Raw genomic sequence first — 13,460 nt, 5'->3', positions numbered from 1 at the left:
CCGGCCGGCGCTCAGCCGAGCGGTGGGGCGGTCGGGGGCTTCGGGGCGGGGGCGGCCTCGGCGGGACCGGTGCGCTGCTGCTCGTGGTCGCCGAACGCCTGCCGGACCAGCCGGTTCGCCTCGTCCTGGTCGACTCCGGAGGCGACCATCAGGTCACTGGCGGTGGTCCGCACCTGGGCGATCACCACGCTGCCGGAGAAGCCCACCCCCATGGCGTACGCCCGACCGGCCTCGCTGACCGCGCGCAGGCAGCGCTCCCGGGCCTGCTCCGGCTCCTCCCCGGCGGCGAACTCGTGCCGGAGCAGGCGTACAGACTCGGCGAGGTGCGCGACGGCGTCGGGCATCGGCTCGGGGATCGGCTCCTCGTCCTCGATCATCGTGACCGAGCGGCGGATCAGGGTGCCGCTGTTGCGCATCGCCCGGTCGATCGGCTCGGCGGCCTCGGCGTAGTGGGTGAGTTCGCTGCGCCGGTGCCAGCGGGCCGGCGAGATGGTGATGGTCTCCTTGGCGCCCTCGATCGCCTCGGAGAGCGCATTCAGCTCCTCCTTGTTCTCCCGCAGCCGGAACAACGCCTGCTGCGCCGCGCCCCGGTCCCGCGTACGCAGCGCCTCCGCGCAGACGTCGAGCTGCTCGGAGAGCAGGTCCAGCGCCGGCCGGGCGGCCCGGTTGATCACGCGTAACGGGTTCAGCGGCAGCAGGATCGCGGTGACCAGCAGCGCGATGCCACCGCCGACGAAGGCGTCCACGAAGCGGGGGATCTCCAGGTTCTGGGTGGACGGGCTGAGCGTCACGATCAGCACCGCGGTGGCCGCCGCCTGGATCACGATCGCCACGCTGGCGCCCGCGAACACCGTGATCACGATGGCGGCGGTGACCACCAGGCCGAGCTGCCACGCGCCGGCGCCGAGCAGATAGATCAGGAAGTCGCCCAGGGCCACCCCCACCGCCACCCCGGCGATCAGCTCCACGGTCCGGCGCAACCGCTGGCCCACCGAGGCCGCCAGGGTGCCCACCGCGGAGATCGGCGCGAAGACCGGCTGCGGGTTGCCGAGGAACTGGTGGGACACCATCCAGGCCAGCGCGGCGGCCAGTCCCGCCTGCACGGCCAGCCCGAACGCGGCCCGCACCCGGTGCAGCCGGTCGTGCAGGGTCGCCCGGCTCCGCTGCCGCAGCTCCTGCATCCCCTCGGCGATCCGCGCCGCGTCGGCGTCCACCAGACCCTCGCGCAGCGCGCCACGTCGCATGAACGGAGGTCTTCGGTCCCGGGCCACGGCGGGGACTACCCGCCCCGGACCCGGCGAATCCTCGCACCGGTGCGGCAGACTGCACCGGGTGGACGAGTTGATCGAGCGGTGGCGGGACGCGGCCGGCGCGGCGGGCGCCACCGACCCGGCGGCGGTGGACCGGGCCGGGGCCCGGCTGCTGGCCGGCTGGCGGGAGCCGCACCGGCACTACCACCGCCTCGACCACCTGCGCGCGGTGCTCGACGTGGTCGACGCGTACGCCGGGCTGGCGCGCCGACCGGCGCTGGTCCGGCTGGCGGCCTGGGCCCACGACGCGGTCTACGATCCCCGCGCGGCGGGTGACGCCAACGAGCGGGCCAGCGCGGACCTCGCCGCCGGGCTGCTCGCCGACGCCGGCACGCCGGCCGAGGCGGTGGCGGAGGTACGCCGACTCGTGCTGCTCACGGCCGGTCACGCGGTCGCCGCCGACGACCCCGACGGGGCGCTGCTCTGCGACGCCGACCTGGCGGTCCTGGCCGCCCCACCGGCCCGCTACGACCGCTACGCCGCCGCCGTCCGCCGCGAGTACGCGCACGTGCCGGAGCCGGACTTCCGCGCCGGCCGGGCCCGGGTGCTCACCGCGCTGCTCGCCCTGCCGGCCCTGTTCCGGCTCCCGCCGCTGCACGCCCGCTGGGAGGCCGCCGCCCGCGCCAACCTCACCCGCGAACTCGGCGTCCTCATGGGCTGAGGCGGTCGGTTCAGCGGTGCAGGTGCCGGGGGCGGCGCAGGCCGGCGGCGCGCAGCAGCCGGACCAGTTCCCGGCTGGGGACGACCCGGGCACCGAGCCAGACCGCCATCGGGAAGCGTTCCGCCGGGATGTCGTAGTGGTCCCGGTCGAAGCCGCGGCGGGGCGCGCCCAGCGCCTCGGCGAAGGCGTGCAGCTCGGCGTAGGAGACGTCGCTGATCAGGTGCGACCAGAGCCGCCCCCGCGCGGGCACGGTCGGCCGGTCCAGGTACAGCATGGCGGCCACCCTAACCGGTGCCCGGGCGGTTGATGATCACGCGGCGACGACCTAGCCTTCCCGCATGGCCGACAGCCCCCTCCTCGACGACCTGCGGGCCGCCCTCGGCGACACCGCCGTCCTCACCGACCCGGACCTGCTCCGGCTGCACGAACGGGACGAGGCCGACCTCTGCGAGGCCGGTACGCCGCTCGTGGTCACCCGGCCACGCAGCACCGACGAGGTGGTGGCGGTGGTCCGGGCGGCCGCCCGGCACGGCGTACCGGTGGTGCCGCAGGGAGCCCGGACCGGGCTGGCCGGCGCCGCGAACGCGGTCGACGGGGCGGTGGTGCTGAGCACCGTGGCGATGGACCGGATCCTGGAGATCGACCCGGTGAGCCGGATCGCCGTGGTGCAGCCGGGCGTCGTCAACGCCACGCTGGCCGGCGCGGTGGCGAAGCAGGGGCTCTACTATCCGCCGGACCCGGGCTCCTGGGAGTCCTCCACCATCGGCGGCAACGTCTCCACCAACGCCGGTGGCATGTGCTGCGTCAAGTACGGCGTGACCACCGAGTACGTGCTCGGCCTGGAGGTGGTGCTCGCCTCCGGTGAGGTGCTGCGTACCGGCCGGCGGACCGCCAAGGGCGTCGCCGGGTACGACCTGACCCGGCTCTTCGTCGGCTCCGAGGGCACCCTCGGCGTGATCACCGAGGTGACCGTCTCGCTGCGCCCCGCCCCCGAGGAGTCGCTGACCCTGGTGGCGGTCTTTCCCTCCACCGCCGCCGCCGGCACCGCCGTGGCCGGGATCGCCGAGCGGGGGCTCAGCCCCAGCCTGCTGGAACTGCTGGACCGCACCCATCTGGCGGCCATCGAGGCGTACCAGCCGATGGGGTTGCGCACCGACGCGGAGGCGCTGCTGCTGGCCGCCGTGGACACCGGCTCCCGGGCGGCCGACGACCTGGCCCGGATCGCCGAGGTCTGCACGGCGGCGGGCGCCGACGAGGTCTACGCGGCCACCGACGCCGTCGAGGCGGCGGCCCTGCTCCAGGCCCGCCGGCTGGCCCACCCGGCGATGGAGAAGTTCGCCGCGGCAGCCTTCCCCGAGGGCAACGGCGGCCTGGTGATCGACGACGTGGCGGTCCCGCGCGGCGCGCTCGCCGCGCTGCTCGACGGGGTGGCCCGGATCGCGCAGGAGTGCGCCGTGCCGATCGGCGTGGTCGGGCACGCCGGCGACGGGAACATGCACCCCAACATCGTGGTCGACCGGGCCGACCCGGCCAGCGTGGCGCGCGGCCGACGGGCCTTCGACGAGATCATGCGGCTGGGGCTGGAACTCGGCGGCACCTGCACCGGGGAGCACGGGGTCGGGCTGCTCAAGCGCGACTGGCTGGCCCGGGAGATCGGCCCGGTCGGCGTCCGGGTGCACCAGGCGCTCCGGGCCGCGCTCGACCCGACCGGCCTGTTCAACCCGGGCAAGATGCTCTGAGCGGAACCGCTCAGCCCTTCACCTCGGCCGGGGTGGCCTGGGTGAGCAGCAGCAGGATCTCCCGGGCCACCGCCGGCCGCTCCTCGCCCGGGCAGTCCTGCTGGGTGATGGTGAGCCCCGGCGGGATGAGCAGCGTCGAGGTCAGCGTGTCGATGCAGGAGAGCTTGTAGCCGCGCGCCTGGTCGGTCTCCTTCGCCAGCCCGGGGTCGGCGGCCATCCGCTGCAACCGTTGGGTCTGCTCCGGGGTGAGCTGGCCGGTCGAGTTCACCCCGTCACCGGCGCAGTCCTGGCAGTCCCACTTCCCGTCCGGCTCCACCCAGAGCGCCCGGACCCCGCCGTCCGCACCGACCTTCTGCAGGAGCCCGACCCGGCGGGCACCGGCCGCCGCCGAGGCCCCACCGGTGGGTGCTGTCCCGGTCTTCGCGGTGGACCCCTCCGCGCGGTCGAGCAGCGAGCAGCCGGTGAGGGCGACCATCAGCAGGGCAGCGGCGGGGAAAGGGATGAGACGCGTCCAGGAAGGGCGAACCACGCAGGGGAACCTATCTCACCGCTCGGGAACCCGGTACCGGCCGGACGGCCGGACGGTGATCACCGAGCAGCGCGACGGCGGATCGGTCACCGGGAGGAGGACGGAAGTTCGACGCTGTCGTCGTCGACACCCCGGTCGGCCGCGAAGCCGCGGACGTCGGGGGCACCGAGCCGCGCCGCGTCCGCCGCGACGTCGTCGACCATCAGCTGCGACTGCCGTTCGGCCTCCACCCGCGCTCGGTAGTGGGCCACCTCGCGGGCCCGGGTCGCCTCGTCCCAGCCGAGCACCGCGCCCATCAGCTCGGCGGCGTGCTCCGCCGACTCCAGGCCGCGGTGGCTGGTCTCGAAGGAGATCCGGGTACGCCGGGTCAGCACGTCCTCCAGGTGCAGCGCCCCCTCGGCCCGGGCCGCGTACGTCACCTCGGCGGCCAGGTATTCCGGGGCGCCGGCCAGCGGCGAGCCGAGCAGCGGATCCGCCTCGATCAGGGCGAGCAGTTCCCGGGTGAGCGTGCCGTACCGCTCCAGCAGGTGCTCGACCACACCGACCGGGACCGCGTGCCGGCGGGCCAGGTCGGCCCGGTCCCGCCACATCGCCGCGTACCCGTCGGCGCCGAGCAGCGGCAGGTCGGCGGTGCGCGACGGGCGGGTCCAGCCCAGCCGGTGCACCGCCCGGTCCACCACGTCCGAGGCCATCACCCGGTACGTCGTGTACTTGCCGCCGGCCACCAGCAGCAGCCCGAGCATCGGCTCGACCACCGCGTGCTCCCGGGACAGCTTGGAGGTGGAGTCGGCCTCGCCGGCCAGCAGCGGGCGCAGCCCGGCGTACACGCCCTCGATGTCGGCCGTGGTCAGCGGCCGGTCGAGCACCGTGTTGACCTGCTCCAGCAGGTAGTCGATGTCCTTCGCGGTGGCCGACGGGTGGCTGCGGTCCAGCCGCCAGTCGGTGTCGGTGGTGCCGATGATCCAGTGCCCGCCCCACGGGATGACGAAGAGCACGCTGGACGCCGTACGCAGGATCAGCCCGGTCTCGCCGGTGATCGCCGAGCGGGGCACCACCAGGTGGACGCCCTTGGAGGCCCGGACCCGGACCCCGGGGCGCAGCCCGACGTCGTTGAGCATCCGCGACATGTCGTCGCTCCACACGCCGGTGGCGGCGATCACGGTGCGGGCGCGTACCTCGAACTCGGCGTCCGGGGAGCCGGCGGGGGCCTCCAGGTCGCGGACCCGGACCCCGGTCACCTCGCGGGCCTGGCGGATCAGGCCGACGGCCCGCGCGCTGGTCACCACGGTCGCCCCGAGGCTGGCCGCGGTGCGCGCCAGCGTCACCACCAGCCGGGCGTCGTCGACCTGCCCGTCGTAGTAGCGGATCGCGCCGGCCAGGGTGTCGGGGCGGAGGCTGGGAAAGATCCGACGCGCGCCCTCCCGGGTCAGGTGCCGGTGCAGGGGCATGCCCCGCCCGCCGCCGAAGATCCCCGCGAAGGCGTCGTACGTCGCCACCCCGGCCCCGTAGTAGGAGCGGCGGAACAGCCGCATCGGCAGGTCACGCAGCCCCCGGCCGGCCGGGAGCGGGACCAGGAACGGCACCGGACGCACCAGGTGCGGCGCGAGCCGGGTGGCGAGCAGCCCCCGCTCGGTCAGCGCCTCGTGGACCAGGTGGAACTCCAACTGCTCCAGATAGCGCAGGCCGCCGTGGATGAGCTTGCTGGACCGGCTGGACGTGCCGGCGGCGTAGTCGCGGGCCTCCACCAGCGCCACCTTGAGCCCTCGGGAGGCGGCGTCGAGCGCGGCGCCCGCCCCGGTCACCCCACCGCCGATGACCAGCACGTCGAACCGCTCGGCGCGGAGGCGGCGCAGGTCGTCGGCGCGGCGGGCGATGGAGAGCTGGCCGGCTGCGGATCGGGACACGTTGGGGTCGCGCACCCGTCCACGGTAACCGTCCCGGCGCGGCAGCGACATGTCTCGTCCGGCCGTACCGTGATCGCATGGAGATCGGTCCCCGCCCGCCCGCCGGTCCGCCCGCCCCCGCACCCGGCGGGACCGGCCCGTGGCCGGTGGTGGCGGCGGTGCTGGTCGGCGGCTGGACCGTGCTGGTGACGGTGTCCGGTCAGGTGGTCGGTTGGGCCGTCGACCAGGCGGTGCTGGCGGCCGGGCTGCGCCGGGCGGTGGCGACCTGGCCGCTGGTGGCGCTGGGCACCGTGCTGCTGGTGGGTGCGCCCACGTTGGCCCTGGCCCTGCTCCCCCGCGCACCGGCGGTCCGGGCCGTCGGCCGGGTGTGGCTGGCCGGTGCGCTGGCGGCGGGCGCGCTGACCCTGCTGCGGGTCGTGCCGCCGGTGCACCAGGAGGCGTACCTGGCGGCCCTCGCCGGCACCGGGGCGCTGCTGGCGGTCGTCCTCGCCCGGCTGACCCGCCGCCGCCCCACCGCCGGTCCGGGCCGGGCGGTCGACCCGAGCAGTGGTCCGGCGGCGGTGGCCGAGCCGGCGACGGACAGCGTCGGGGCCGGGCGGCCCGGGGGCGACCGGCCAGCCGGCGGCCGGCGGCGGGTCGGCCCGGTGACCCTGCTCGCGGTCGCGGCGGGGCTGGCCCTGCTGCTGCCGTGGGCCTGGGTGGGCGCGCTGGGCGGCCTGCTGGAGACGCTGCTCGCGGCGCTCGCCGCCGCCGCGCTCGGCGCGCTGGCCGGGGTGCTGCTCGACTCCGCCCTCTGGGCGCACTTCACCGTCGGCGCGCCGCCTCGGCCGGCCCGGCTGGTGCTGGTCGGTGGGCTGGTCGCCGGGGTGGTCCTGGTGCTGGTGGCGGCCGGTGCCGGGCAGTCCGGGGCGCAACTGCCGGCGCTGTTCGTCCTGCCTCCGCTCGGTGTCGTGCTGGCCGCGCTGCACGCGGCGGCCCTGCGCTCCGGCGGCCCGGCCGGCCCGACCCCGGTGCGCTGGCTGGTCGGGCTCGGCCTGCTGGGGCCGCTCGCCCTGGTCGACCCGGAAGAGGTCACCCTGCTGCTGGCCACCACCCGCGACGTGCCGTTCTGGGTCGCCGTCGCGACCGGCGTCGCGCTCGCCGTCGCGGTGCTGCTCGCCGTCGGGTACGCCGTCCTGCTGGCCCGCCGCCGCGCCGCCGCCCCGCGCCGCCGGGTCGCCGCGCTGGCCGCCGCCGCGCTGCTCGCCGCCGTCGTCGTGGTCCACGTCGTCCCCGGTCAGCCCGGCCTGTACGGGGAACGGCTGCTGGTGGTGCTCCGCGAGCAGGCCGACCTGAGCGGCGTACCGGCCGGGGTGCCGGGGCGGGCCGGTCGGGACGCCCGGGCGGCCGAGGTGTACCGGCGACTCGTCGGGACGGCGGACCGGACCCAGGGGGACCTGCGCCGCGAGCTGACCCGGCTGCACCTGCACCCGACGCCGTACTACCTGGTGAACGCGATCGCGACGGACGGCGGGCCGGCGGTGCGGGCCTGGCTCTCCGGGCGTCCCGAGGTGGCCCGGGTGCTGGTCGACCAGCGGCTGCGCCCCCTGCCGGCGGCGGCCCCACCGGCGCGCGGGAACCGGCCCGCGCCGACCGGTCCGGCCTGGAACGTCTCCCTGATCGGCGCCGACCGGGTCTGGAACGAGCTGGGTGTCACCGGCTCCGGTGTCGTGGTCGGCAGCTCCGACTCGGGGGTGGACGGGCGGCACCCGGCGCTGGCCGACGGCTTCCGGGGCGGCGACGACTCCTGGTACGACCCCTGGTCGCACACCCGGACGCCGACCGACCGGGGCGGCCACGGCACCCACACGGTGGGCAGCGCGGTGGGGCGCGACGGCATCGGGGTGGCACCCGGTGCCCGCTGGGTCGGCTGCGTCAACCTGGACCGCAACCTGGGCAGCCCGGCCCACTACCTCGACTGCCTCCAGTTCATGCTGGCGCCCTTCCCGACCGGTGGGGACCCGTTCACCGACGGTCGGCCGCAACGGGCCCCGGACGTGCTGACCAACTCCTGGGGCTGCCCGCCGATCGAGGGCTGCGACGCGGGGGCGCTCCGGCCGGCCACCGCCGCGCTGGCCGCCGCCGGCATCCTGGTGGTCGTCGCCGCCGGCAACACCGGCCCGTACTGCGGGTCGGTGACGGACCCGCCCGCGCCCTATCCGGACGTGCTGACCGTCGGCGCGGTGGACCGGGCGCGGCAGCTCACCCGCTTCTCCAGCCGGGGGCCGGCGACCGGTGGGCTCGCCAAGCCGGACCTGGTGGCCCCGGGGGCGGACGTGCTCTCGGCCTTCCCCGGCGGCGGCTACGCCACCCTGGACGGCACCTCGATGGCCACTCCGCAGGTGGCCGGGGTGGTGGCGTTGATGTGGTCGGCGAACCCGGCGCTGGTCGGCGACCTGGACCGGACCCGTCGACTGTTGCGCGAGACCGCCACCCCGGCCGGCGTCCCGCCGGGCGCGAACCGCTGCGGCGGCGACGCCGACCTCACCGGGGCGGGGCTCGTCGACGCGTACGCCGCCGTCCGCGCCGCCCGGGGTTGAGGTGGTGACCGTCGGGCGGGTCGGATGACCTAGGGTCGGCCACCATGGACGTGGAGATCGTCGAACTGGACCGCGAACGGCTCCCCGCCGTCGTCGAGCTGTGCCGGCGGGCGCTGGACCTGCCGGAGGACGCCGCGGAGGCGTCGGCGATGGTGGAGACCCTCGCCGTCCGGGCGGCGGCGGACCGGCCGGTGGTCCTGGTCGGCGCAGCCCGGGGCGGGGAACTGGTCGGGGTGCTGATCGGGTCGGTCGCGCAGTCGGACCGGCGGCTCGGGCACGTCGACCTGGTGGCGGTCGCGCCGGCCGAGCGGCGGCGGGGCGTCGGGCGGGCCCTGCTGGCCGAGGCGGAACGGCGGCTCGCCGGGCTCGGCGCGGTGGAGCTGCTGCTGGCCGGGAATCCGCCGTACTACGCCTGGCCGGGCATCGACGTGCGCTACACCCCGGCGGTCTGCGCGGCGCTGCGGCTGGGCTACCGGCAGGACCGTACCGCCTGGAACATGACGGCGGAGCTGGCGGCCGGCTCCGCGGCGCTGCGGCCGACGGACGCCGCGGAGCGCCGCCTGGCCGACCAGGGCGTGACGGTACGCCGCGCCGAGCCGGCGGACCTGCCGGCGCTGGCCGCCTTCGCCCGGTCCGCCTTCGGTGGTTCGTGGGACGGTGAGCTGGCCGGCTCGCTGGGCCGACCGGACGCCGGCGCGCACCTGGCGGAGCGGGACGGTGAGCTGCTCGGGTTCGCCGCGTACGGGTCGTCGCGGCCGAGCTGGTTCGGCCCGATGGGCACCGCCCCGGCCGCCGAGGGCTCGGGGATCGGCGGTGTGCTGCTGCGCCGCTGCCTGCGGGACCAGGCCGCCGCGGGCCACGGGTCGGCGCAGATCGGCTGGGTGGGGCCGGTGCCCTTCTATGCGGGCAGCGCGGGTGCCCGGATCGAGCGCGTGTTCTGGCTCTACCGGAAGCCGATCGGCGACCCTGCGGCGGGCTGAAGGCGCAAAAAGGACATAGACGCCAATAGCGCCATTCTCCCGCGTCGGCCATCGACGGCCCCCTACGGTGCTGCGTAGAGGGAGGCAGCCATGACGACGGACGACGAAGAGGCCGACGACCAGCCGGGCTGGCCACCGGTCGGCGAGGTCACCGCCCGGGTGCCGTTCGACCGGCTCGACTACGGCGACGCCGAACAACGCGCCGAGCTGACCGACGTCGACCCGTCCGCCGCCGAGGAGCCGCTGGAACTGGTCGACGAGCCGGTCGGCACGCCACCGCCGTACGACCGCTCGCACAAGCGACGCAACCAGCGGCGGCTGCCGGGCTGAGCCGTCCCTGCCGGGGCGACAGGGACGGAAAGGGGCGGACCGCTGACGCGGCCCGCCCCTTTCGGCGTTCGGTGGAGCTGGACTCAGAAGTCCATCTCCCCGCCACCCGGGCCAGCCGGGGCGGCCGGGGTCTTCTCCGGCTTGTCCGCCACGACGGCCTCGGTGGTGAGGAAGAGCGCCGCGATGGAGGCGGCGTTCTGCAGCGCCGACCGGGTCACCTTGGCCGGGTCGATGATGCCCGCGGCCAGCAGGTCGACGTACTCGCCGCTGGCGGCGTTGAGGCCGTGCCCGGCGTCCAGGTTGCGGACGCGCTCGACGACGACGCCACCCTCGAGGCCGGCGTTGACGGCGATCTGCCGCAGCGGGGCGTCCAGCGCGATCTTGACGATCTGCGCGCCGGTCGCCTCGTCGCCGGTCAGGTCCAGCTTGTCGAAGGCGGTCTTGCCGGCCTGCACCAGCGCGACGCCACCACCCGGGACGATGCCCTCCTCGACGGCGGCCTTCGCGTTGCGAACGGCGTCCTCGATGCGGTGCTTGCGCTCCTTGAGCTCGACCTCGGTGGCCGCGCCGACCTTGATCACCGCGACACCGCCGGCCAGCTTGGCCAGGCGCTCCTGCAGCTTCTCGCGGTCGTAGTCGGAGTCGCTCTTGTCGATCTCGGCCCGGATCTGGTTGACCCGGCCCTGGATCTGCTCGGCGTCACCGGCACCGTCGACGATGGTGGTCTCGTCCTTGGTCACCACGACCTTGCGGGCGCGGCCCAGCATGTCGAGGGTGACGGCGTCCAGCTTGAGGCCGACCTCCTCGCTGATGACCTGACCACCGGTGAGGATGGCGATGTCGGCGAGCATGGCCTTGCGGCGGTCACCGAAGCCCGGCGCCTTGACGGCGACGGACTTGAAGGTGCCCCGGACCTTGTTGACGACCAGGGTGGCCAGGGCCTCGCCCTCGATGTCCTCGGAGATGATCAGCAGCGGCTTGCCGGACTGCATGACCTTCTCGAGGATCGGGAGCAGGTCCTTCACCGACGAGATCTTGCTGTTGACGATCAGGAGGTAGGGGTCGTCGAAGACGGCCTCCATGCGCTCCGGGTCGGTCATGAAGTACGCGGAGATGTAGCCCTTGTCGAAGCGCATACCCTCGGTGAGCTCAAGCTCCAGGCCGAAGGTGTTGCTCTCCTCGACGGTGATGACGCCTTCCTTGCCGACCTTGTCCATCGCCTCGGCGATGATCTCGCCGACGGTGTTGTCACCGGCCGAGATGGAGGCGGTGGAGGCGATCTGCTCCTTGGTCTCCACGTCCTTGGCGAGCTTGAGCAGCTCCTCCGAGACGCTGGCGACGGCAGCCTCGATGCCCCGCTTCAGGGCCATCGGGTTGGCGCCGGCGGCCACGTTGCGCAGGCCCTCACGGACCAGGGCCTGGGCCAGGACGGTCGCCGTCGTCGTGCCGTCACCGGCAACGTCGTCGGTCTTCTTGGCGACCTCCTTGACCAGCTCAGCGCCGATCTTCTCGTACGGGTCCTCGAGCTCGATCTCCTTGGCGATGCTCACACCATCGTTGGTGATGGTGGGGGCACCCCACTTCTTCTCGAGCACGACGTTGCGGCCCTTGGGGCCGAGCGTCACCTTCACGGCGTCGGCGAGCTGGTTCATGCCCCGCTCGAGGCCGCGGCGCGCCTCTTCGTCGAACGCGATCATCTTGGCCATACGGCGTTGTCCTCCTGGACACTCACGGGCCACCCGAGTGTTGTGCCCCGGATGGGCCGCCTGGTGTACGCACCTTGGGGACGTCGCCACCTGGCGACGACGACGTCCTCCTCGGTCGGGCCGGACAGCCCGCGACGACCGGCCATGTGCCACCCGGGCGCCATCGAGACGCCCGCGCGGCCGTGGCCCTACCGCCCCGACCATTGGCACTCACGGTATGCGAGTGCCAATGACAGGTTTAGCACTCTCCCTTGCCGAGTGCAAGCACGATGGCCCGGGTCAGCCGAGTTCCGCGGCCAGTCGGGCGGCGTTCACCGGGCCCTCGTACGCCCGCTGCTCGGCGTACGTGAGGACCAGACCGGCGAGCTGCACCAGGCTGGCCGGGACCGCCAGCACGGCCGCCAGGACGGAGACCCCGACCGCGCCGGCCGCCGTGCCCGGCGAGTCCAACGGGTGCTGGCCGAACGGGAGCTGACCGACCGCCTCCAGCACGAAGCCCAGCAGGCCACCGAGGACGATCGCCGCGGCGACCACCGCGAGCCGACCGAGGACCGGGCCGAACCGCTGGTGCAGGATCCGGACGGAGCGACCGACCGGGTTCTGCCGCTCGAAGAGATAGACCGGGCCGACCAGGGCGAGCGCGAAGGCCGCATAGATCCCCGGGAGGACGCAGAAGCAGACGCCGACCGTGATCAGCAGCGCGGTCACCAACGACCAGCCCCAGAGCCCGAGGGCGCGGCGCAGCCCGTACCGGAGGGCCGCCCCGGTGCCGGCCGGCTCGCCGGCCGCCTGCCGGGTGACCACCCAGGTGCCCGCGGCCCACCCCAGGTTCTGCACCAGGCCGAGCAGCAGGCCGGCGACGAGCACCGTGACATAGAAGGTGAGCATCTCCCGGAGGTAGCCCTCCGGCAGGATCGGTGCGCCGTCCGCCCCGGTCGTCGGCTCGCCGGTCGGCGCGAGGGCCAGGCCGAGCACGGAGACCACCGCGCCGGGCACCGCCTGGGTGAGCAGCACGATCGGCAGCAGCGACCGCCAGCCGCGCCGCAGCGCGCCGCCGAGCCGCGAGAACCAGCCGCCGATCCCGGCGTGCGGGGGCGTGACCAGCGGGTCCGCCGGGTCCCAGCCCGCCCCGGCGGGAGGCCAGGCGTACGCCTGGCCGGGCATCGGCGGTGAACCGGGGTACGCCGGCCAGCCCCACCCCGGCGTCGGGGCCGGGTACGCCGCACCGGGCTGCCCGCCCGACGGGGCGTACCCCTGGTGGTCGGGCTGCGGGAGGGCGGCCGGATCCGCGGCCGGTGGCGGGGGCGACGTCGGGTCGGCCGGCAGGCCGGCACCGGACGGCCCCGGCTCGGCGGGACCCGACGGGGGCTGGTCGGACATGGACCCTCCTCAGCAGCGATGGCTGGAACGGCTCATGATCTTCCCCGGTGCGCACCCGCACCGCAGCCCCGGATCCCCCGGGTGGAGACGCCGCCGGACGGGCGGCGCCGGATCAGGCGATGACGCGGACGTGGTCGGCCTGCGGGCCCTTCTGCCCCTGGGTGATCTCGAACTCGACCCGCTGGCCGTCGTCCAGTGCCTTGTAGCCGTCCATCTCGATCGCGGAGAAGTGGACGAACACGTCCTGCCCGCCGTCGACGGCGATGAAGCCGTAACCCTTTTCCGAGTTGAACCACTTCACGGTGCCCTGTGCCACGGTGCACTTCCTCACTCTGCGCGGCG

General features: G+C 75.1%; 12 protein-coding genes. 5 read left to right on the top strand and 7 right to left on the bottom strand.

The window, feature by feature from the left end:
- Positions 1-11 precede the first annotated feature (11 nt).
- Entirely contained in the window at positions 12-1,244 is a 1,233-nt protein-coding gene (locus tag ABUL08_RS26345) for an FUSC family protein (protein WP_350932705.1), read from the bottom strand.
- A gap of 88 nt (positions 1,245-1,332) precedes the next feature.
- Here ABUL08_RS26345 and ABUL08_RS26340 point away from each other — a divergent pair, with 88 nt between their 5' ends.
- The gene (locus ABUL08_RS26340; RefSeq protein WP_350932704.1) at positions 1,333-1,971 is read left to right on the top strand and encodes an HD domain-containing protein; all 639 of its coding nucleotides are present in this window, start codon (positions 1,333-1,335) and stop codon (positions 1,969-1,971) included.
- A gap of 10 nt (positions 1,972-1,981) precedes the next feature.
- On the opposite strand, the gene ABUL08_RS26335 is transcribed toward ABUL08_RS26340, so the two are convergent.
- Positions 1,982-2,245: a DUF4031 domain-containing protein gene (locus tag ABUL08_RS26335; RefSeq protein ID WP_350932703.1), complete on the bottom strand. Its 264-nt coding sequence runs from the start codon at positions 2,243-2,245 to the stop codon at positions 1,982-1,984.
- Between the two features lie 64 nt (positions 2,246-2,309).
- Between ABUL08_RS26335 and ABUL08_RS26330 the strand changes: the two genes are divergently transcribed.
- Positions 2,310-3,710: an FAD-binding oxidoreductase gene (locus ABUL08_RS26330; protein ID WP_350932702.1), complete on the top strand. Its 1,401-nt coding sequence runs from the start codon at positions 2,310-2,312 to the stop codon at positions 3,708-3,710.
- Between the two features lie 10 nt (positions 3,711-3,720).
- Here ABUL08_RS26330 and ABUL08_RS26325 read toward each other — a convergent pair whose 3' ends face one another.
- Positions 3,721-4,239, bottom strand: a complete 519-nt coding sequence (locus tag ABUL08_RS26325; protein ID WP_350932701.1) for a hypothetical protein — start codon at positions 4,237-4,239, stop codon at positions 3,721-3,723.
- 86 nt (positions 4,240-4,325) lie between these two features.
- Positions 4,326-6,143, bottom strand: coding sequence for a glycerol-3-phosphate dehydrogenase/oxidase (locus ABUL08_RS26320; protein WP_350938847.1), 1,818 nt, complete (start codon positions 6,141-6,143; stop codon positions 4,326-4,328).
- 77 nt (positions 6,144-6,220) lie between these two features.
- Here ABUL08_RS26320 and ABUL08_RS26315 point away from each other — a divergent pair, with 77 nt between their 5' ends.
- The 3 genes from ABUL08_RS26315 (at position 6,221) to ABUL08_RS26305 (ending at position 10,032) form a co-directional block, all read left to right on the top strand.
- Complete coding sequence (locus tag ABUL08_RS26315) at positions 6,221-8,722, top strand: S8 family serine peptidase (protein ID WP_350932700.1); 2,502 nt, start codon at positions 6,221-6,223, stop codon at positions 8,720-8,722.
- A gap of 44 nt (positions 8,723-8,766) precedes the next feature.
- On the top strand, positions 8,767-9,702 hold the full coding sequence (locus tag ABUL08_RS26310) for a GNAT family N-acetyltransferase (protein ID WP_350932699.1): 936 nt from the start codon (positions 8,767-8,769) through the stop codon (positions 9,700-9,702).
- Between the two features lie 90 nt (positions 9,703-9,792).
- Positions 9,793-10,032: a hypothetical protein gene (locus ABUL08_RS26305; RefSeq protein WP_350932698.1), complete on the top strand. Its 240-nt coding sequence runs from the start codon at positions 9,793-9,795 to the stop codon at positions 10,030-10,032.
- A gap of 83 nt (positions 10,033-10,115) precedes the next feature.
- Here ABUL08_RS26305 and groL read toward each other — a convergent pair whose 3' ends face one another.
- The 3 genes from groL to ABUL08_RS26290 form a co-directional block, all read right to left on the bottom strand.
- On the bottom strand, positions 10,116-11,738 hold the full coding sequence (groL, locus tag ABUL08_RS26300; protein ID WP_350932697.1) for a chaperonin GroEL: 1,623 nt from the start codon (positions 11,736-11,738) through the stop codon (positions 10,116-10,118).
- A 279-nt stretch (positions 11,739-12,017) separates the two neighbouring features.
- Positions 12,018-13,118, bottom strand: a complete 1,101-nt coding sequence (locus ABUL08_RS26295) for a hypothetical protein (RefSeq protein ID WP_350932696.1) — start codon at positions 13,116-13,118, stop codon at positions 12,018-12,020.
- 112 nt (positions 13,119-13,230) lie between these two features.
- Complete coding sequence (locus ABUL08_RS26290) at positions 13,231-13,434, bottom strand: cold-shock protein (RefSeq protein ID WP_350932695.1); 204 nt, start codon at positions 13,432-13,434, stop codon at positions 13,231-13,233.
- Positions 13,435-13,460: the final 26 nt, after the last annotated feature.

Source organism: Micromonospora sp. CCTCC AA 2012012 (assembly GCF_040499845.1).
Taxonomy (GTDB): domain Bacteria; phylum Actinomycetota; class Actinomycetes; order Mycobacteriales; family Micromonosporaceae; genus Micromonospora; species Micromonospora mangrovi.
Note: the sequence above shows the minus strand (reverse complement) of the source record. Positions and strands in the feature narration are given on the sequence as shown.

What these genes read in the sequence shown, in the direction of transcription:
- ABUL08_RS26345 (WP_350932705.1), bottom strand. Translation starts at nt 1,244, where the DNA reads ATGCGACGTGGCGCGCTGCGCGAGGGTCTGGTGGACGCCGACGCGGCG.
- ABUL08_RS26335 (WP_350932703.1), bottom strand. Translation starts at nt 2,245, where the DNA reads ATGCTGTACCTGGACCGGCCGACCGTGCCCGCGCGGGGGCGGCTCTGG.
- ABUL08_RS26330 (WP_350932702.1), top strand. Translation starts at nt 2,310, where the DNA reads ATGGCCGACAGCCCCCTCCTCGACGACCTGCGGGCCGCCCTCGGCGAC.
- ABUL08_RS26315 (WP_350932700.1), top strand. Translation starts at nt 6,221, where the DNA reads ATGGAGATCGGTCCCCGCCCGCCCGCCGGTCCGCCCGCCCCCGCACCC.
- ABUL08_RS26310 (WP_350932699.1), top strand. Translation starts at nt 8,767, where the DNA reads ATGGACGTGGAGATCGTCGAACTGGACCGCGAACGGCTCCCCGCCGTC.
- ABUL08_RS26305 (WP_350932698.1), top strand. Translation starts at nt 9,793, where the DNA reads ATGACGACGGACGACGAAGAGGCCGACGACCAGCCGGGCTGGCCACCG.
- groL (WP_350932697.1), bottom strand. Translation starts at nt 11,738, where the DNA reads ATGGCCAAGATGATCGCGTTCGACGAAGAGGCGCGCCGCGGCCTCGAG.
- ABUL08_RS26295 (WP_350932696.1), bottom strand. Translation starts at nt 13,118, where the DNA reads ATGTCCGACCAGCCCCCGTCGGGTCCCGCCGAGCCGGGGCCGTCCGGT.